Genomic DNA, 17,590 nt, shown 5'->3' with positions numbered 1-17,590 from the left:
ACAAGTATGAAACCACATACTTGTGGGTCTCATTCTTCACACTCTTGCGGCTAGCTAGGCGCAAGTGTACTCTTTCAATTGTAATTTTGACCTCTTTCAAGGATTCATACTTTAGTTAATATGACACTTACTTAAACTTGATTTTAATCAATGTTGCCAATTTCGCCTTGAAATAAAAGGAGCAGGAAGAGACCGAAATAGTATCTTCGGTCGAACATCTACGTAAAAAAACCCTCTATTCTTTAGTAAATCAAAACTTAATTACTGTGTGCTTCCAGGTTGTAAGTGAGCGAAGGATGCACACTAGCCGCAGGATAATCTACAAAAAGAGAGATGGGCGAGTGACGCAGTCACAAGCCCATCCTCTTTATTCTTTAGATTATTGTGCAGCAGGTAAAGCATCAGAAGCGAACTGAAACCTGTTATCCTCAGTGATTAATCCGCCTGCAGTTATAGTCATTGATACACGGGGAATTGTTTTGATTCATCCTTACACCAATGTTACCCAGATAGAAGGACTTTCACTAGCCACCATACACATAATTTTTCACCAGTCTTTCTCATACTGCTATCTTTAAGTTATACTAAATTAACATCAAATTCGTTTAGCAAGGAGGGACTATATGGCTGCCAATTTAATTAGCATCGGGATTACCGCCATTATCACACTTAATATATTTCTAGCCATTGTGTTAATTTTCCTTGAACGAAGAGACGCCTCTTCTACATGGGCTTGGTTAATGGTTTTATTCTTTATTCCCGTAATGGGATTCCTACTTTATTTATTGCTAGGAAGACAATTACGCAAGAAACACTTATTTCGTTGGGAAGGTCGAAGCAGAATTGGCATTGACAATTTAATAGATTATCAAATAGAAGCTATTGAAGAAGGTACGTTTGAGTTTCGTTTGGAAGACACCCACGCATTTAAAGATATGATCTATATGCAGTTGCGTAATAACCATGCCGTATTGACTCAAGACAATGCCCTTACTATATTTAATGATGGCGAAAAGAAATTCGCTGCTCTGTTAGCAGATTTAGAACTGGCAAAAGATCATATTCATATTCAATATTACATTTTCCGTTTAGATGGACTTGGTTCTCGCATTTATGATGTCCTCGTTCGAAAAGCAAAACAAGGTGTAAAAGTTAGATTACTATTTGATGATATGGGTTCACGCAGTCTTCGAAAAAAACATTTTAAGGATTTGACTGACTTAGGAGGCGAAGTTGAAGCGTTCTTCCCTTCAATTATGCCCCTTGTGAATCCTCGATTAAATTATAGAAATCATCGCAAAATTGTAGTTATCGATGGCCGTGTGGGTTATATTGGTGGGTTTAATGTGGGAGATGAGTATTTAGGTTTAGATCGTAAATTTGGCTACTGGCGTGATACACATTTACGAATAGAAGGAAGTGCACTTCACCCTCTTCAAACACGATTTATTTTAGATTGGAACCAAGCATCAAGGGACAAAGATATTGAATACTCTGATCGTTATTTCCCTGCTATTCCGTTAAAAGGTTCTGTTGGTTTACAAATCGTTTCAAGTGGACCAGATTCAGAATGGGAACAAATAAAAAATGGCTATTTAAAGTTAATTACCATGGCCAAAAAATATATTTATATCCAAACACCCTACTTCATTCCCGATGCCAGTTTTATGGATTCCTTGCGCATAGCATGCTTGTCAGGAATTGACGTGAGAATCATGATTCCAAATAAACCTGATCATATGTTTGTGTACTGGGCTACTTATTCTTATGTGGGTAACCTAATCCGAGCGGGTGCAAAAGTGTACATCTATGAAAATGGATTCTTGCATACTAAAATGATTGTTGTTGACGATGAAGCATCAACTGTCGGCACAGCCAATATTGACGTTCGCAGTTTTAAATTAAATTTCGAAGTAAATGCCTTTATCTATGATCGTGAAACTTCTCATCAATTAGCAGAGTTATTTGAGCAAGATATGTTGTTATCAACTGAGCTTACCAAAGAATTGTATGCAGAGCGTACACGTACAATCAAAATGAAAGAGTCTTTCTCAAGGCTATTATCCCCCATTCTCTAATAGTACTTATACGTTTTTGAAGCATGAAGGGTTAATCCTCTTCATGCTTTTTTGTTCGTATGATTGAACGGCTTGGGCTACCGCGTATAATCAAAGAGCCGCATGTTATATGAAGTAGATGTGAAATATGCTATGATTTACGGTGTACCAAAATTAGAAGAGGTTCGTAAACTCCCTCTATAAAAAACTAAGGTGAAAACTGTCACGTATATACAGTTTTTTTGTGCTTGTATAGCCTCAATTCAGTTTAAGTATCTAGTTACTCCATGCATACTACTTTCAACGTTACTGAATCACCTAAATAGAGATGTCGAATACTCATTCTTCCAAAGGAGAAATGAGCAATGAAAAAAGGAAAAGCAGTTGTCGTATTTAGTGGCGGCCAGGACAGTACTACATGTCTGTTATGGGCGTTAACACAATATGAAGAAGTGTTTACTGTCACTTTTGACTATGGTCAACGCCATATTGAAGAAATTACATGTGCTGAAGAAATCGCACATGACTTAAACGTTCCGTTTAAAGTGTTGGATATGACTTTAATCAATCAACTATCAGCGAATGCTTTAACGAGAAGTGATATCGCTGTAACAGACGCTACTGATGGAAAATTGCCATCTACGTTTGTACCAGGAAGAAATCATTTATTCCTATCGTTTGCCGCTGTTTATGCACAGTCCATTGGTGCCCGTGATATTATTACAGGCGTTTGTGAAACGGATTTTAGTGGATATCCAGATTGCCGAGATGTATTCGTCAAAGCTCTTAATGTTTCCATTAATTTAGCTATGGATACCTCCCTTCAATTCCAAACACCCTTAATGTGGTTGGACAAAGCACAGACTTGGAAACTTGCCGACGATTTAGGCGCATTAGAATTTGTTCGTACTCGCACATTAACTTGTTATGAAGGTATTCGAGGAGATGGCTGCGGTACTTGCCCATCCTGTGTATTACGCCAAAACGGCTTAACCACTTACCTTGAAGAAAAGCAAGGAAGTGTAGCGAAATGATTCAACAATTTTATCCACAAACACCTCATACGTATCGATTCGAATTAAATAAAGATATGCATTTGTCTGCAGCACATTTCATTCCACATGACGATGCTGGCAATTGCCAATATATGCACGGCCACACGTATTTCATTAACATTACCATTGCAGGTGATCAGTTAGATGAAATGGGTTTTCTAATTGATTTTAAGGTCATTAAAAGTCTCGTACACAAAAGATATGACCATACCGTTCTTAACGATCATCCTGAATTTAAACAGAAGTTTCCTACGACTGAACAAGTAGCACACGAAATTTGGGTTACCATTCACAATAAGTTGAAGACACTTCCTCATCAACCAAAATGTCTACAAGTACTTGTTCGTGAAACTCCGACAAGCTATGTTGTATATCGTCCAAAAACGGAGGAATTACTATGAAGATTCCCGTAATGGAGATATTTGGACCTACGATACAAGGTGAAGGTATGGTAATCGGGCAAAAGACCATGTTTGTTCGCACTGGAGGCTGTGACTATTCATGTTCTTGGTGCGATTCTAAATTTACTTGGGATGGCACGGGGAAAAGCACAGCCATGAAAGCGGAAGAAATCATTGATTCATTAAAAGAAATTGGTGAAGAGGCTTTTTCTCATATCACCATTTCAGGTGGTAACCCCGCTCTTCATAAAGGAATAGGCGAATTAATTAATCAATGTCATGAACAAGGATGGAAAGTAGCTATAGAGACTCAAGGGTCTTTTTGGCAAGATTGGCTCCTTGATATTGATGATGTCACGATTTCTCCAAAACCACCGAGCTCTTTAATGAAGACGGATTTCGATCAACTGGATCTATTTATGCAAAATCTAATAGATGCCAATGTGAGCTTAAAAGTTGTTATCTTCAATGAGGAAGATTTCACATATGCGGAAATGATTCATACACGTTATCCTGTAGTCCCTTTTTACTTACAGGTAGGTAATGATGACGTGTTAACAGTCGATGATCAAGCATTGGTTTCATCATTATTGAAACGCTTTGAATGGTTAATTGACCGTTCTATGAAGTCTACGATTATGAACGATGCGAAAGTATTACCTCAATTACATGCATTGATTTGGGGAAATAAACGCGGTGTTTAACAAGGAGGAATTACAATGAGTGGTCGTCAAAAAGAAGAGTTACATGAACAAGGAATCAATTTACTAGGCAATCAAAACGTTCAATATGATTTTTCATATAATCCTGGCGTTTTGGAGTCTTTTGAGAACAAACACCCTTATCGCGACTATTTTGTGAAATTTAATTGTCCGGAGTTTACTTCTTTATGTCCGATTACGAGCCAACCGGATTTCGCTACGATTTATATTAGCTATATTCCTGATATTCAAATGGTCGAAAGTAAATCGCTTAAATTATATTTATTTAGCTTTCGAAACCATGGAGATTTCCATGAAGATTGTATGAATATTATTCTTAATGACTTAGTTAAACTAATGGACCCTCGTTACATTGAGGTATGGGGCAAATTCACACCACGTGGTGGCATTAGTATTGACCCTTATACAAACTACGGAAAACCCGGCACAAAATATGAAGAAATGGCTACACATCGTATGATGAACCACGATATGTATCCTGAGACGATTAATAATCGATAGATCTATCTTGCACTCTACGAAAAAGGGCTGTCCCAAAAGTCATTTATACTGACTTTTAAGGGCAGCCCTTTTCATATTAAATGGCTCTGTTGATTTCCGTTACTACGCACTTTCATGTTTCAAGCTAGCGCAGCGATGCAGAAACAGGAGCAGATGTTTTTCTCTTGCCTTTCACTTTTCAGTTACCTATTTAAAAATCAACAGTCATATACAACCTAGGCTATATAATAGTTATTGATTAATTTTTTTACCTGAAACAGCACGTTAGGTAAACCGGTTTTTTATTCTTCTCTTTTAAATAAATATATTCCAACTGAACCAAATACACTGGTTACAGCTATCACTGTGGTAGCAAATATAGCTTCTGTTTTTGAATGAGATCTATTAGTAAATGAACTAAACCATAATAACTCAAGAAATAAAATAACACCCCATATTATAAAAATGGCTTTCAAAAAGTCATTTTTCATTCTATTGTCACCCCATATAGAATTTTTATCCTTCAACTATTTGTACATCTCGTCACATTTACACCATTACTTAGCCTTCGAGCAATTGCATATAATACAAATCTTTGCCTTCGTATTCGACTATCAAGATTCCCAAATCGTTTTCATTTTCATTTGTTGAGTATATTTTTGTACCGACAGGTAACTTGGTTGTTGTTAAATCCTTAAACCCGTAGCTACTTGATGACTGTTTTTCTATTTCATCTAACAGACTATGTTTGGTGTACTTATCTTTTTCTTGTTCAAACCATTCAACCTCAGTCATATTGTTATAAATAAAACCATTATATTGGAAAATATCAGCCTCTGGATTTCGTTTTAACACGTCTTTAGCTGTAACCTTTCCACCATCAGCAACTCCACAACCCGTAATAAACAAAAGAAATATTAATACAAACAAAATCAGATTAAATGATTTATTAAAAATCACCATTGAATGTTCCTCTCCTTCTGCCTCCCGTTAGTACAAGTGAAAAAACCTTCACAATCTTATATTTATTTTAACATAAATATCCAGTTCCGTTCTTTGGAGGAAAATAAGTAAACATATAAAAACAGGTGGAGAAAAAATGATCTTTTTTCTCCACCTGTTTTATTTTAGGGGTATTAGATTTCTTCTTTTTAGAGACCTAATAAGTTATTCAAACCGAACCCTTACCCTCACCAAATCTTGAATGCTGCCATCGTTTGCACTTCTTGTATACACTCTTAATTCACCTGTAGGGATGGACGGCTTGAGGTCAAATTGCAGATTGGTGGAGAATTCAGCGTATTCTGGTCCCCCTGCACGTGCCGTGATGCTTTTTTCGTTGGAAACTAGATTTCCTTGTGTATCTAGTATGCTATAAAGCACATTCGCTTCAAAAGCCCTCGCCATTCCTTGCATGAAGCTACCCTCTTGAATAATATCTCCTGGCAATGGACGTAGTACTAAAATATTTTGAGAAGCTGGTAACGGTAATAATAAGAGATATCCGATATACAAAACATCAGGCGAAAAGCTGGCTCTTCGCTCATTCGCTTTAATTATCTTGTCTAAAGACAATCCCGTTTGTGAAGAAATTTTTGATAATGAGTCTCCCGCTGTTACTTCGTAGATAAATGCTGGTATGCGAATCATTTGGTTTGTCGAAATAAAATCGGGATTTGCAATTTGCGAGTTTATTCCAAATAACAGGTCTGAAGAAACAGAAAAGCGTTGTGCTATTGAAAACAAAGTATCCCTTGGTGAAACTGTATAATACACTTCGTATTGAAAACCGAATCTGCCTCCAGGTATAACGAGTAGCTGACCAGGAAATATTAATCCAGGATCTGTAAAAGGTGGATATAATGAATTGGCTTGCTCAATTGCAGAAACTGAACTGCCAAAACGATTAGCAATGCTGTACAAGGTATCTCCGGGTTGAACGGTATAGACATAATGCGTGCTTTCAATAACAGCCATGAAAGGACCCCTTTTTCCCCATCATATACAACAAAGTGTTAACTGGTTCCTGGAAATTAATTTTTTGTAGCGGAAATCAACCTCCACTAAATATAAAAAGGAACTGCCCTTAGTCATATTTCATGACTTTTAGGACAGCTCCTTTTCATTTCTATTATAGATCTAAATATTCTTCTAGAGTCTGTTTATGTGTAAACATATCCGTTGCGGGTTCTACCCCTACATAGCGGTAATGCCATGACTCATGCATATAGCCTGTAACTTGTTCTTTCCCTAACGGATAGCGTAGGATAAAGCCATACAAATGGGCATTTTGCGCAACCCACTCACCAGCAGGCGTTTCACCAAAAGACGCAGCTGCCCAGTGTTGTTCAAAGTTTTTCTCTCCGATATCAAAAGCTAAACCCGTTTGATGCTCAGAATAGCCAGGACGTGCACTATATTGGTCTGCGGCTTGCTGTCCATCTTTTTCAACGTATTGATTATATAAGGTTTCTTGACGTTCAAATGAGCGAAATGTGCTAAACGCAACGAGCTCAAATCCATCCAGTTTTGCAGCTGCAGCCATTTGATTAAATGCTGCCCGCGCGATTAAATCTTCTCCCTTATTATAATCAATAGGAAGTGGATATTTTTTATTGGCTACCACAATTCCATTTTTAATAGTTGGAGTTTTGGGGTAAGTTTGATTAGGCTCATACATATTATTTGCTGGCTTCTCTACTGGTGGCTTTGGACTTTCTTTTGGCTCTTCAGAAGGTTTATCGGGAGCTACTGGTGTTACTGGTTTTTCTGATGGATCTGCACCAACTTCTTGATTTTCGTCACCAGTTTGTTTGTCTAGCTTATCTGTTGATTCAGGAATAATTGGGCTTGGGTCACCTGTTTGTTGCTCCAGATTTAATGCAGCTACACTTTTATCGAGGTTCCAATTGTGAAGTCCTATCCAAATCACTGGTACAATTATGAGAATACTCCCTATAATTACTGTAACCACTATTGGCCACTTCTTTTTTTTATTTGAATTAAAACGGTATTTACTAGATTGCATGAGAAGCCTTCTTTCATATATCGTACATTAAGTTTACCATTAAATTCTTTAAAAATGACATGCATCATTATTTTTTCGCTATAATATATTAGACATTTAAAATAGATTTGAGGTTTCACTTATGATAAATTCTCAAAAATGGTTGTCCATTAATTTTGCAGCGTTCTTTTTTACTTGGGGTGTTTTCTTACCTTACTGGACCGGTTGGTTAACAACTGAAAAAGGACTTTCTGTATTTCATGCAAGTATCATTATGGGATCAGGAATGGTAGCGCGTGCTTTCTCGACATTTGTCTTTTTCCCTGCTGCTACAAAACTTCTCTCTATTCGTCGAGTCATGATATGGACCGCATTTTTATCGTTCATTATCATGTCGTTATATATTTTTACAGATACATTTATTCCATTGCTCATCATCACCATACTATTTAGCTTGGTTTATCCGAATTTACTACCCGCTATGGAAAGCAGTGCGTCCGTTTTAATTCAGACTGAGCGTATTCATTACGGGAAAAGCCGTTCATTCGGATCAATTGGTTATACGGTAGGACTTTTGTTAATAGGTGCAGTTACCTCTATATGGAATGAACAAGCGATTTTGTGGGTCATGTTAATAGGACTTGCTTTGATGTGGTTTCTTCATACCCGCCCTGCTCCCCCTTCTCTAACTATAAAACCGGAGATTCGCGAAGGCAATGTTAAAAAATCAGAGGTTAAGAAATTAGTCACGTCGAAACCCTTTGTAACGGTGTTAATTCTTGCCATATTATTGCAAGGTGCACATGCTTCTTATTACAATTATGGATTCATCTATTTACAGGAGCTAGGCGTTAATAGCCTTTATATCGGAGTCATCTTAATTGTAGCTGTTCTATTAGAAATTTTATTTTTTGCTCGAGCCGATCTTTTCTTTTCCAAAACCAAAGTATCCACTATGTTCTTGGTCGCAGGAATTGGTTCCACACTGCGTTGGGTATTAATCTTCCTATTCCCGAGTGTTTGGATATTTGTTATTTCTCAGCTGCTTCATGCTGTTTCATTCGGTGTAGCTCACTACGCATTTATTCAATTTATTTCTAAGCGATTATCTCAAAATGAAATACCAACAGCTCAAGGCATGTACGCTTCCCTTGCAATGGGTTTAAGCACAGCCATCTTAACCTTTGTAGGTGGCTATCTATATGAGATAAGTCCAGGATTGGCGTTTTTAGGAATGACAGCATGTACGATTCCATCCATCTTTATTGTGCTGTTTACTCGAAATAAATTCTCATATTAATGAACTTTTTTCATAGTTACGGACAGAAAATACTCTTTTGATTCGAATAACTAGTAAGAAAATCGAGACTGGAGTGTTTTTCATGCAACGAATCTCAAAATTCGACGTGCTCCTATTAATGCAACAATTAGATGAGCTCTTAGAAAATCGTAAAGACGATAAAAACAAAGACACAAAACAAAAAAACGCACGTAACCGTTAAAGGTTACGTGCGTTTCATTTTATTATCCCGCATGCAATTCGATCTCCAGAGTTTCCAGTAGGATCCGTAACATAATCATCTTCTTTTTCATGAATAATTAATGCACTACCATCTTTATCAAGTAAAGAATTCGACTTTCCTCTTTCAAGCGTCACATTCGGTGTTGTGATTTCTAAATCTATTATGCCCTTTTTATTAACGATTAAGTTGGGAAGATCTCCTGCATGATAGCCTTTTGGGTTATCAAAACCGTGTTGTTTTTTAGCAGGATTTACATGGCTACCCGCGGTTGTAAACATAGGTGGGTCACACTTTCCTACTTCATGAAAATGAACGGCTTTTTTTCCTGGCTCTAATCCTTTTAGTTGTAATCGAATTCTTACTCCGGTGTCTGTTTCTGTTAATTCAGCTGTTCCAATCCCTTTACCTGTAGAATCCACAACCGTAGTTGCCAGTGACTGTTCAATCACACCACTTACAGGAATCATTTCTTTTTGTTGACTGCATCCTGTTACGATTAGCAAGACACAAACCATGATTAAATTCTTCATAAAAAAACCTCCATACAAATGATTTCTCATTAGCATGATGGCTCAAATTTAGTCATTTATACATTTAAAACAAAATTATTCCTAATATGATGACAAATGCAACAGAAAAGAAAATGGACATACCTTTCATCCATTTCGCTTCACGCTCAAAACCTTTTTCTTTAAAACTAACCGCTCGAAACCCATTAGTTAAGGCAAATAATGCAGTCATAAACAACACCGCTACATATAAATTCCCTTTAATAATAAAGACCAACGCAGCAATACTTACTGCTGATAGTAATAGTCCAGCAATCCAATTTCGTTTCATGACTGTCCTCACTCCTTAAAAAAAGTCGGTGCTTTCCAGCACCGACTTTTACTATTATTCTTTATTTTTTTCTTTACCTTCTAGCACTTTGTCTTCTAGTACTATGTCTGTTCCTTCTACTGCTTTTTCTGGATGGTTAGAATAAAACTTACGTCCTAAATAGGTTTGGAAGATTAATAGTAACCCACCAACTGTCCAGTATAGTGGTAGTGCGGACATCGACGTAAAGGAAACGAACATAATCATTATTGGCGAAATATACACAAACATCTTCATTTGTTGCTTCTGTTGCTCAGGTACGGTCCATAAAGATACCTTAGCTTGTAAGAAATAGACTGCACCAGCAATCAACGTCATGATTACATCTGGTGATCCAAGACTATACCATAAAAACTGGTGACTCTTCACATCTGCAGAATACAGAATGGCAAAATAAAGACCCATGATGATCGGCATTTGAATGACCATTGGCAAACAACCCATATTTAAGGGATTTACATTATGCTTACGATACAGCCCCATCATTTCTTGTTGTAACTTCGTTTGTTCTTCTTTATCTTTAGTTGATTTTATTTTCTTTTGGATTTCATCCATTTCTGGCTTCATTGCATCCATTTTGACTTTCATGCCTTGTTGAGTCTTATAGTTACGAAGCATTAATGGCATTAAAACAAGTCGTATCAAAATCGTAATAGCAATTATAGCTAAACCAAAACTTCCGCTGAATAAATCTCCAAAAAAGTTAAGTAAAAAGTCGAAGGGATATACAAAAATACTGTAAAAGTACCCTTCCTTGTTTTCAACACCCGAACATCCACTTAAAAATACAGTGGCCATCACAAGTATTGACAGTAATCCGATTTTCTTCTTCACTAGTTTCACCTTCATCTTTTAAGCTATAGAAAAGTATACCTTATTTACCTACCACATTTCAAATCTATAGAAAAAGAGTCGTAATATCCGACTCTTTTAAATCGTTGTTGGCAACGCAAATCGATAATAGTCATGGTCTTTTTGATCACGGAATTGTTTTGGTGTCACTTCCGTGTACTTTTTAAATATACGAGTAAAGTAGCTTTGATTGCAGAAGTGATATTGTTGGGAGATGTCTGAAATTGATTTATTTGTATGACGCAAATAGTATTGTGACTCTTCTACACGGCGAACATTTAAATATTCAACAAGAGTAATCCCTACATTTTCACGGAAGATACGGGATAAATGGCTCGTACTAACATGAAATTGTTTGGCAATATCTTCAACGGATAGTTCAGATTCAACTTCATCATTAATATATAAAATGACCTTATTGACAGTTTGATGACTGAACGTTGGTTGTTTTCTTTCTGAAATAACCGATACAAAAAAATCAATCAAATTATCAGCAAACTGCAGGAACTCTGCGTCATTCATGTGAAAATCAACCATCTCAATGCACGCAGCATTAAAAGCAAATGCTTTTTTAGCTGGTACTTGGTTTTCATATAACTTTCTCGCCATGATTGACGACAATACTCTAAAGTAATGTTTTACTCCACGAATCGTGTCTTTTCCAGCTCTTAAAGCAATTCGATCAATAATAAGATGCAAAGTCTTTTTTGCTTCTTCTATCTCTAAATGGTGAATTTCATACAAAAGTTTTGTTTCCAATTCAAAGAAATCTTCTACACCATCCAACTTGGAAGCTATTTCAATTTCACTCAAATATTTTTCGGATATTGATTCGCTACTAGTGGCTTGATTCGACTGCATAAAACTCACCATCTTTCTATACTATACTCATATGAGTATTTTACCATTTTCTACTTAATAATATATGCCGTTCTATGAAAATAGTTTTAATAATCTATTAAAAAAGAATTTTTTCCGACTTTTTACAGGTATTAGTTCACATAAAAACGACAAATGCCAACAAATTTCAACATTCCAGCTACTATCAATTATTTAATACTACAGCACTTAGTTATTATCACCAATTGGTACAAGCACCTCAATGTGCTGTTTCAATATTTCAACTGAGATTGGAGTAGTACAACCTTCATCACCATCTAAATTACAAGTCATTTCAGTCTGAGTCTCAATCCGTACTTTTTCTGTTTTAATAACAAGCACGTCAGGATCCTCTTCAATCTTACCTCGTAATATGGCTGAAGCTATTCGAATAAAGGCTGGCAAACCAGCACTTTTGACAATAAAGACGTGTAGGAAGCCGTCATCAGTTTGTGCTTCGGGAGCAAGCTTTTCGAATCCTCCTACTGAATTCGTCAATGCCACTAATACGATTACCGCATTCCCACTCCATTTACCTTGATCATATTCAACGGTCATTTCCGTCTCATCTTCAGATGTTAAAGCTTTAACACCTTCAATTAAATAAGCTAAGGTGCCAAGTTTAGTTTTTTGTTCCACAGATACATTCGAAACATTTTCTGCTACTTGACCGACAGCTAAAATATTCATAAAGTACTGATTTTGTGCTTTCGCAATATCAGTAAATCGTGGTTGCGCAGTTTTAAGTGCTTCAATTGCTTTTTGTGGATCTAATGGAATGCCCAAAGCTCGAGCGAAATCATTTACAGTACCTAGGGGAATAAAAGAGAAAAGAGGTCTGTGCTCTTGTTCTGCTAAACCATTCACGGCTTCGTTTATGGTGCCGTCTCCACCCATGGCCGTAACAAGGTCGTATTGTTCTTGGCATGCTTGACGAGCAAAATTCGTAGCATCTCCTTGACCTTCTGTCTCTCTAACATCTACTTCATAGCCCATACTAGTTAAAGTTTCAATCGTTTGGTCTTTAAAATCGCCCGCTAACTCTTTACCTGATGATGGATTTACTATAAACATGGCTTTTTTCAATTAAACTGCCTCCTCTGAATGAGTGTTTTATATGGTAATATAAGAAAAAAGAGATCATTGTTAAATAGTGAGGAGGAATACTTTGAATACGAATTCCATACAAGAAATCATGAAGGTCATCCATGAATTTTTTCCTGAACATGCATCTATTGCGATTTCCAACACTCGTGAATACGTGTATTATCAACCTAGTAAAAAAATAGATTTAAAAATACAACCCGGTGATCCAATTAAGGAAGGAACAGCTACATATAAGGCACTTCTTTATGGTCACAAAGTAAATGAATTTATTGACTCTAATATTTTTGGCGTTTCATACTATGGAATGAGTATCCCCATTATTGAAGAAGGTGAAACAAAAGGTGCAGTTACGGCCATTCTTCCTCAACAACCTTCTCCATTTTTAAGTCAATATATGACAATAAAAACAGATGAAAACTGGTATCCCGTAAAGCATAATCAAGTTTTATTTTTAGAAACTCAGCTACGTAAAACATTTGTTAAAACCGAGACTCGAGAAGGGTATCACCGCTTAAATTTAAGTGAATTAGAATTATTTTTGTCCTCGGAATCATTTATCCGCTGTCATCGATCTTACATTGTAAATATTGCATTCATCAAAGAAATACAACCTGACTCACATTCAACTTTCTTACTGGAAATGAATGATGGAACAAGAATTCCCGTCAGTCAACGTTATGCTAGTTATTTTAGACGTTCATTAGGCTTCTAAGATCATTCTTCAAAAGGTATTTATGGATTTGACTCAGTTATTTACTTATGATCGGTAACTGATGCTACTGAATTCGTCCCCTAGCAGATATGGGTTTATATGTACTTATAATAGGTCATTGAAAAAAGAAGGCTACGCTAACTGAGCGTAGCCTTCTTTTTGTCATGAGTAATTAAATGTGATTTTCAAATGTTGTTGTTTCATCTACTTCTTTTTTATCTGATTTGTTCAATTTACTTTGAACTTCATCATTGTAATATTGAACACTAGTCATTGCGCCTTCATCTACCATATTATTGTCATCAATATCATGTGGATCAGAATGGCCAGCTTTCGTCATCCCCATTTTATTGGTTTTTTGTGAGTCTAAATACGAATTCACTTTAGTTTTCGTATTATTAAAAGCTACTAACGCTTTATCACGATTTTCTTGTTTACTGAAATAGGCATAAGCACCTGCTGCCAATCCAGCTAATAATAATGAACGATTATTTCCTTTTGCCATTTTCATCATTCCTCCAGTGGTTCATATTTCTTTTGTTATAGTATGGATACCCTATATTTCTAGTTTCAACACTTAATTATTGTGACAAATTGATTACAAATTAATTATCTTTCTTGAGCATGTCTACATGCGGGATTCCATCTTCATCATATTCTTCAGACATCTCTTTAAAACCGAACGAACCATAAAAATGTTTGAGGTGTGATTGGGCTTGAAGCTGGATATTCGCATTCGGCCATTTTTCTTGACTAAATGCAATTGCTTGTTGCATTAATTGTTTGGCCAGCCCTTGTCCTCTAGATTTTTGGTTTACAATTACTCGACCAATCGAAATGTTTTCATATTTAATACCTGCAGGAAGAATTCGTGCGTATGCAAGAACTTCTCCGTCTTCTTTAAATGATAAATGATACGAGTCTAAGTCGTATCCATCTAGTTCAGGATACGGACACGCTTGTTCGACTATAAAAACATTTACTCGCAATTGTAAATATGTATAAAGTTCAGTGGTTGATAATTCTTTAAAAGATTTGATAATCCACATCTTTTTCACTCCTTTTATAGATATTATTCCACATGTGTAGCATACAAGCGAAATATTTGGTATGATGACGGAAAGAATTTTGAGGTGAGATGATTTGATACGAGCGATGAAACACGACGATATTGCTGCGGTACAGCAAATCGCCAAAATAACTTGGAATGATACATACGAAGGAATTATTCCAGCTACTATTCAAGAATTATTTATTGAACGTTCTTATTCCAGTGCCATGATGATGAAACGTTTAGAAAAAACGGCCGTCTATGTCGCTCTCCATGAAGATCATATTGTTGGCTTTGCCAATTTTACACGCGTCGATGAAGACGGCGATTCAGAACTTACAGCTATTTATTTGTTGCCATCTCATCAACATTTAGGATATGGCAAAAAGTTGTTGAGTGAGGGATTAAAAAACATTTCTGATGCAAATCAATTACTGGTTTATGTCGAAAGTGAAAATCAAAAAGGTCGAGCGTTTTATGAACGTAATAATTTCACATGTATCGAAGAATTCGATGAATATTTTGAAGGTCATCCTCTTTCTACAGCTAAATATGTGTACTATCTAAAAACACCTGTTAACAATTAAATTGTTAACAGGTGTTTTTTTATAATGGTCTAAAAGTTTGGTCCGTTTGGTCCGTTTGTTTCACATCATCGTTATAATATGGATCTTGTTCATGTTGTACTGGTGTTTTGCGCACGAAACACATAATAGCAGCAATATAGAATAAAATTGGAGCTAGTAATAATATTCCCGATAACAAGCCTGCAAAGATAAATAAAACTCCCGCTGCTTTCGGACTCTTGTTTTTCGATACTTTAATGACGCCAATAATACTCAATATCACACTGATTAGTAAAGTTACTACGATTACCCAGCCAACAACGCCAAATACATCTAGCCCTACATCGAACGCTTCATTAAACATCGCGATATCATCAGGAGTCATTGCAGGGTCTGTCATCATCATTTCTTCTTCAACGAATTGTTTTAACTCAGCTGTATCTGCATTAGATGCACCAACAACAGCAAGTGTAACGAATACTAACAAGAGTGCATTTAATATGGTACCAATAATTCCTAAAGCAACTTCTCCAGCTCTACTCAATACATTCACCTCTTCTATTTATCTTCTATACTACTTACGAAACAAAACTAAACTTGGTTTCATATTATTACATTCCCTTCATAAAATATGAATAAACCTGTTTAATTTTTATTACTAGGGGTACATATTTAGTAACACCAATTTGAGAGGAGTAGATGAAAGATGGAAAAGAAAATAGTATTTAGCCAATCAGATTTTATGTATACGATGGTAGGAGCTTCTGTTCTAACAGGATTTTTATTTATATTTACCCAAATGTGAGGGATGAAAAATATGACGAAGTATACATAAAAGGCAAACCACTAACAACAATTAGCGGATTGCCTTTTTTATTATGCTTTAAGGTCTTCATATTCGTCAGATTCATTAAATGCAGTTACAACATACGAACAAACAGCTTCCATTTTAAAACTTTTTTCACGAGCAAATTGTGCTGAACGATCAAGTAGTTGCTTAGCTACCCCATTACCTCGAAGTGCCGGAGAAACGTAAGTATGATCCATCACCATTACATCTCCTAGCAATGTCCATGTGATTTCCCCTAAAGTTTGACCATCTTTTTCATGCACAAATGCATAAGCGTCATGTCCCATTTCTTTATACTGAAATTCCATTTTTCACCACTCCTTTTTGACAGTTTAGCATATCTTACTCTTTAAATGTTAAAGGACGAAGTGAAGCTTCAATCTGTTCCCGACGCGGTTCTAAAAACGGTGGCAACGCTAAAGTTTCACCTAACGCCTCCATCGATTCATCTGTTGCAAATCCTGGCTCATCAGTGGCAAGTTCATACAAAATCCCATTCGGTTCACGGAAATAAATTGATTTGAAGTAATAGCGGTCGACTTTACCAGAAGTCATGAATCCTCTTGCGCGTAATAATTCTTCCCACTTGTCATAGTCCTCAAACGTTTTCACACGAAATGCGACATGATGAACACTTCCACGACCCGGTCTTTCCAAAGCTAAATCCGGTCGTTCTTCAATATGCACTTCAGATGCTGGACCGCCTTCACCTGTAGAATAAACAGTGATATCAGGCATTGCTGTCATAAGGGAAGGATATGAACCGACTTTTTTGAAGCCCAATACTTCAGTAAGAACTAGTTGCGTCTGTTGTGCTTTGCGCACGGTTAACGTGACATGACCTAAACCAACCACTGCAAATTCTTCTGGAACACCAGATTTCGTCCAAGGGATACCATTTGGAACGCCTTTGCCATCATCAACGACTAGCATAAGACGAGATCCTTCAAAGTCTTCAAAATACATCGTTTTTCTACCGAAACGTTCAATCACATCTTCAAATTGAACGTGATGTTGGGTAAAGCGTTCTTTCCAATAGGTTAAAGCAGCTTCACTTTTCACACGAAAAGCTGTATTACTGATACTTGATGCTCCAGGTACCGTCTTCGCAGCATGTGGGATATCAAAATAAGTCATATCCGTTCCAGGGGTACCTACCGCATCACCATAAAATAAGTGATACGAAGATGTATTATCTTGGTTCACACTTTTTTTAACCAGTCTCAAACCTAATATACGGGTAAAGAAATCAAAGTTTTTTTCAGCATTCGCTGTTATAGCAGATACGTGATGAATGCCTCCTAATTCCATGTAAATTCCTCCTAATTCTTAATATCTCGAATTCGAGATATTTTTTATTTTAGTTTATCACCTGTATTATAAATGTGCAATTTATGTGATTTTATGAAAAGGAGCTGTTAAATAAGTTCCTAAAATAAGAGGAGTAAA

At 36.4% G+C, this 17,590-nt stretch carries 22 protein-coding genes and 1 riboswitch; of the genes, 8 read left to right on the top strand and 14 right to left on the bottom strand.

All coding sequences use genetic code 11. From position 1 onward, the window contains the following. Positions 1 to 623 precede the first annotated feature (623 nt). The 5 genes from cls to queF all read left to right on the top strand — a co-directional run bounded on the left by cls (position 624) and on the right by queF (position 4,736). Entirely contained in the window at positions 624 to 2,078 is a 1,455-nt protein-coding gene (cls, locus tag ACFPYN_RS18440) for a cardiolipin synthase (protein WP_377736314.1), read from the top strand. A gap of 153 nt (positions 2,079 to 2,231) precedes the next feature. After that, positions 2,232 to 2,275: riboswitch (PreQ1 riboswitch) on the top strand. A 147-nt stretch (positions 2,276 to 2,422) separates the two neighbouring features. Continuing rightward, complete coding sequence (queC, locus tag ACFPYN_RS18435; protein ID WP_377736312.1) at positions 2,423 to 3,091, top strand: 7-cyano-7-deazaguanine synthase QueC; 669 nt, start codon at positions 2,423 to 2,425, stop codon at positions 3,089 to 3,091. Continuing rightward, complete coding sequence (gene queD, locus ACFPYN_RS18430) at positions 3,088 to 3,513, top strand: 6-carboxytetrahydropterin synthase QueD (RefSeq protein WP_377736310.1); 426 nt, start codon at positions 3,088 to 3,090, stop codon at positions 3,511 to 3,513. Before queC ends, queD begins: the two co-directional genes overlap by 4 nt. Next, the gene (gene queE / locus ACFPYN_RS18425; protein ID WP_377736307.1) at positions 3,510 to 4,217 is read left to right on the top strand and encodes a 7-carboxy-7-deazaguanine synthase QueE; all 708 of its coding nucleotides are present in this window, start codon (positions 3,510 to 3,512) and stop codon (positions 4,215 to 4,217) included. Before queD ends, queE begins: the two co-directional genes overlap by 4 nt. Before the next feature lie 15 nt (positions 4,218 to 4,232). Next, complete coding sequence (gene queF, locus ACFPYN_RS18420) at positions 4,233 to 4,736, top strand: preQ(1) synthase (protein WP_377736304.1); 504 nt, start codon at positions 4,233 to 4,235, stop codon at positions 4,734 to 4,736. 281 nt (positions 4,737 to 5,017) lie between these two features. Here queF and ACFPYN_RS18415 read toward each other — a convergent pair whose 3' ends face one another. The 4 genes from ACFPYN_RS18415 to ACFPYN_RS18400 form a co-directional block, all read right to left on the bottom strand. Continuing rightward, positions 5,018 to 5,206, bottom strand: a complete 189-nt coding sequence (locus ACFPYN_RS18415; RefSeq protein WP_377736302.1) for a hypothetical protein — start codon at positions 5,204 to 5,206, stop codon at positions 5,018 to 5,020. A gap of 70 nt (positions 5,207 to 5,276) precedes the next feature. Next, positions 5,277 to 5,678, bottom strand: coding sequence for a hypothetical protein (locus ACFPYN_RS18410; RefSeq protein WP_377736300.1), 402 nt, complete (start codon positions 5,676 to 5,678; stop codon positions 5,277 to 5,279). A gap of 204 nt (positions 5,679 to 5,882) precedes the next feature. Next, on the bottom strand, positions 5,883 to 6,692 hold the full coding sequence (locus ACFPYN_RS18405) for a LysM peptidoglycan-binding domain-containing protein (protein WP_377736298.1): 810 nt from the start codon (positions 6,690 to 6,692) through the stop codon (positions 5,883 to 5,885). 154 nt (positions 6,693 to 6,846) lie between these two features. Beyond that, positions 6,847 to 7,743, bottom strand: coding sequence for a M15 family metallopeptidase (locus ACFPYN_RS18400; RefSeq protein ID WP_377736295.1), 897 nt, complete (start codon positions 7,741 to 7,743; stop codon positions 6,847 to 6,849). 121 nt (positions 7,744 to 7,864) lie between these two features. On the opposite strand from ACFPYN_RS18400, the gene ACFPYN_RS18395 reads away from it, so the two are divergent. Continuing rightward, positions 7,865 to 9,022: a 3-phenylpropionate MFS transporter gene (locus tag ACFPYN_RS18395; protein WP_377736292.1), complete on the top strand. Its 1,158-nt coding sequence runs from the start codon at positions 7,865 to 7,867 to the stop codon at positions 9,020 to 9,022. Between the two features lie 216 nt (positions 9,023 to 9,238). Here the strand turns inward: ACFPYN_RS18395 and ACFPYN_RS18390 are convergent, their stop codons facing one another. The 5 genes from ACFPYN_RS18390 to ACFPYN_RS18370 all read right to left on the bottom strand — a co-directional run bounded on the left by ACFPYN_RS18390 (position 9,239) and on the right by ACFPYN_RS18370 (position 12,941). Further along, a complete protein-coding gene (locus ACFPYN_RS18390; protein ID WP_377736289.1) occupies positions 9,239 to 9,775 on the bottom strand; it encodes a superoxide dismutase family protein in 537 nt (178 codons plus the stop codon). 64 nt (positions 9,776 to 9,839) lie between these two features. Then, complete coding sequence (locus ACFPYN_RS18385; protein WP_377736287.1) at positions 9,840 to 10,085, bottom strand: hypothetical protein; 246 nt, start codon at positions 10,083 to 10,085, stop codon at positions 9,840 to 9,842. 54 nt (positions 10,086 to 10,139) lie between these two features. Beyond that, positions 10,140 to 10,958 (bottom strand): membrane protein insertase YidC, encoded by an 819-nt coding sequence (gene yidC / locus ACFPYN_RS18380; RefSeq protein ID WP_377736285.1) that lies wholly within the window; start codon positions 10,956 to 10,958, stop codon positions 10,140 to 10,142. Between the two features lie 96 nt (positions 10,959 to 11,054). Further along, positions 11,055 to 11,837, bottom strand: coding sequence for a helix-turn-helix transcriptional regulator (locus tag ACFPYN_RS18375; protein WP_377736283.1), 783 nt, complete (start codon positions 11,835 to 11,837; stop codon positions 11,055 to 11,057). A gap of 207 nt (positions 11,838 to 12,044) precedes the next feature. After that, complete coding sequence (locus ACFPYN_RS18370) at positions 12,045 to 12,941, bottom strand: diacylglycerol/lipid kinase family protein (protein WP_377736280.1); 897 nt, start codon at positions 12,939 to 12,941, stop codon at positions 12,045 to 12,047. Positions 12,942 to 13,023: 82 nt separating this feature from the next. On the opposite strand from ACFPYN_RS18370, the gene ACFPYN_RS18365 reads away from it, so the two are divergent. Beyond that, positions 13,024 to 13,674: a LytTR family DNA-binding domain-containing protein gene (locus ACFPYN_RS18365; protein ID WP_377736278.1), complete on the top strand. Its 651-nt coding sequence runs from the start codon at positions 13,024 to 13,026 to the stop codon at positions 13,672 to 13,674. A gap of 172 nt (positions 13,675 to 13,846) precedes the next feature. Here the strand turns inward: ACFPYN_RS18365 and ACFPYN_RS18360 are convergent, their stop codons facing one another. Beyond that, on the bottom strand, positions 13,847 to 14,179 hold the full coding sequence (locus tag ACFPYN_RS18360; RefSeq protein ID WP_377736275.1) for a hypothetical protein: 333 nt from the start codon (positions 14,177 to 14,179) through the stop codon (positions 13,847 to 13,849). A 100-nt stretch (positions 14,180 to 14,279) separates the two neighbouring features. Further along, positions 14,280 to 14,723: a GNAT family N-acetyltransferase gene (locus tag ACFPYN_RS18355; RefSeq protein WP_377736273.1), complete on the bottom strand. Its 444-nt coding sequence runs from the start codon at positions 14,721 to 14,723 to the stop codon at positions 14,280 to 14,282. Between the two features lie 94 nt (positions 14,724 to 14,817). On the opposite strand from ACFPYN_RS18355, the gene ACFPYN_RS18350 reads away from it, so the two are divergent. After that, on the top strand, positions 14,818 to 15,312 hold the full coding sequence (locus ACFPYN_RS18350) for a GNAT family N-acetyltransferase (RefSeq protein WP_377736270.1): 495 nt from the start codon (positions 14,818 to 14,820) through the stop codon (positions 15,310 to 15,312). Positions 15,313 to 15,331: 19 nt separating this feature from the next. Here the strand turns inward: ACFPYN_RS18350 and ACFPYN_RS18345 are convergent, their stop codons facing one another. The 3 genes from ACFPYN_RS18345 to ACFPYN_RS18335 form a co-directional block, all read right to left on the bottom strand. Beyond that, positions 15,332 to 15,844: a DUF4064 domain-containing protein gene (locus ACFPYN_RS18345; protein WP_377736267.1), complete on the bottom strand. Its 513-nt coding sequence runs from the start codon at positions 15,842 to 15,844 to the stop codon at positions 15,332 to 15,334. Positions 15,845 to 16,167: 323 nt separating this feature from the next. Further along, entirely contained in the window at positions 16,168 to 16,449 is a 282-nt protein-coding gene (locus tag ACFPYN_RS18340; protein ID WP_377736264.1) for a GNAT family N-acetyltransferase, read from the bottom strand. 34 nt (positions 16,450 to 16,483) lie between these two features. Continuing rightward, positions 16,484 to 17,452 (bottom strand): ring-cleaving dioxygenase, encoded by a 969-nt coding sequence (locus ACFPYN_RS18335; protein ID WP_377736262.1) that lies wholly within the window; start codon positions 17,450 to 17,452, stop codon positions 16,484 to 16,486. Between the last annotated feature and the right edge of the window lie 138 nt (positions 17,453 to 17,590).

Origin of the sequence: Paenisporosarcina macmurdoensis (assembly GCF_042658845.1) — a bacterium.
Lineage (GTDB): Bacteria > Bacillota > Bacilli > Bacillales_A > Planococcaceae > Paenisporosarcina > Paenisporosarcina macmurdoensis.
Note: the sequence above shows the minus strand (reverse complement) of the source record. Positions and strands in the feature narration are given on the sequence as shown.

What these genes read in the sequence shown, in the direction of transcription:
- queE (WP_377736307.1), top strand. Translation starts at nt 3,510, where the DNA reads ATGAAGATTCCCGTAATGGAGATATTTGGACCTACGATACAAGGTGAA.
- ACFPYN_RS18395 (WP_377736292.1), top strand. Translation starts at nt 7,865, where the DNA reads ATGATAAATTCTCAAAAATGGTTGTCCATTAATTTTGCAGCGTTCTTT.
- cls (WP_377736314.1), top strand. Translation starts at nt 624, where the DNA reads ATGGCTGCCAATTTAATTAGCATCGGGATTACCGCCATTATCACACTT.
- ACFPYN_RS18360 (WP_377736275.1), bottom strand. Translation starts at nt 14,179, where the DNA reads ATGGCAAAAGGAAATAATCGTTCATTATTATTAGCTGGATTGGCAGCA.
- ACFPYN_RS18355 (WP_377736273.1), bottom strand. Translation starts at nt 14,723, where the DNA reads ATGTGGATTATCAAATCTTTTAAAGAATTATCAACCACTGAACTTTAT.
- queF (WP_377736304.1), top strand. Translation starts at nt 4,233, where the DNA reads ATGAGTGGTCGTCAAAAAGAAGAGTTACATGAACAAGGAATCAATTTA.
- ACFPYN_RS18405 (WP_377736298.1), bottom strand. Translation starts at nt 6,692, where the DNA reads ATGGCTGTTATTGAAAGCACGCATTATGTCTATACCGTTCAACCCGGA.
- ACFPYN_RS18410 (WP_377736300.1), bottom strand. Translation starts at nt 5,678, where the DNA reads ATGGTGATTTTTAATAAATCATTTAATCTGATTTTGTTTGTATTAATA.
- ACFPYN_RS18340 (WP_377736264.1), bottom strand. Translation starts at nt 16,449, where the DNA reads ATGGAATTTCAGTATAAAGAAATGGGACATGACGCTTATGCATTTGTG.
- ACFPYN_RS18415 (WP_377736302.1), bottom strand. Translation starts at nt 5,206, where the DNA reads ATGAAAAATGACTTTTTGAAAGCCATTTTTATAATATGGGGTGTTATT.
- ACFPYN_RS18385 (WP_377736287.1), bottom strand. Translation starts at nt 10,085, where the DNA reads ATGAAACGAAATTGGATTGCTGGACTATTACTATCAGCAGTAAGTATT.
- ACFPYN_RS18335 (WP_377736262.1), bottom strand. Translation starts at nt 17,452, where the DNA reads ATGGAATTAGGAGGCATTCATCACGTATCTGCTATAACAGCGAATGCT.
- ACFPYN_RS18390 (WP_377736289.1), bottom strand. Translation starts at nt 9,775, where the DNA reads ATGAAGAATTTAATCATGGTTTGTGTCTTGCTAATCGTAACAGGATGC.
- queD (WP_377736310.1), top strand. Translation starts at nt 3,088, where the DNA reads ATGATTCAACAATTTTATCCACAAACACCTCATACGTATCGATTCGAA.
- ACFPYN_RS18375 (WP_377736283.1), bottom strand. Translation starts at nt 11,837, where the DNA reads ATGCAGTCGAATCAAGCCACTAGTAGCGAATCAATATCCGAAAAATAT.
- queC (WP_377736312.1), top strand. Translation starts at nt 2,423, where the DNA reads ATGAAAAAAGGAAAAGCAGTTGTCGTATTTAGTGGCGGCCAGGACAGT.
- ACFPYN_RS18400 (WP_377736295.1), bottom strand. Translation starts at nt 7,743, where the DNA reads ATGCAATCTAGTAAATACCGTTTTAATTCAAATAAAAAAAAGAAGTGG.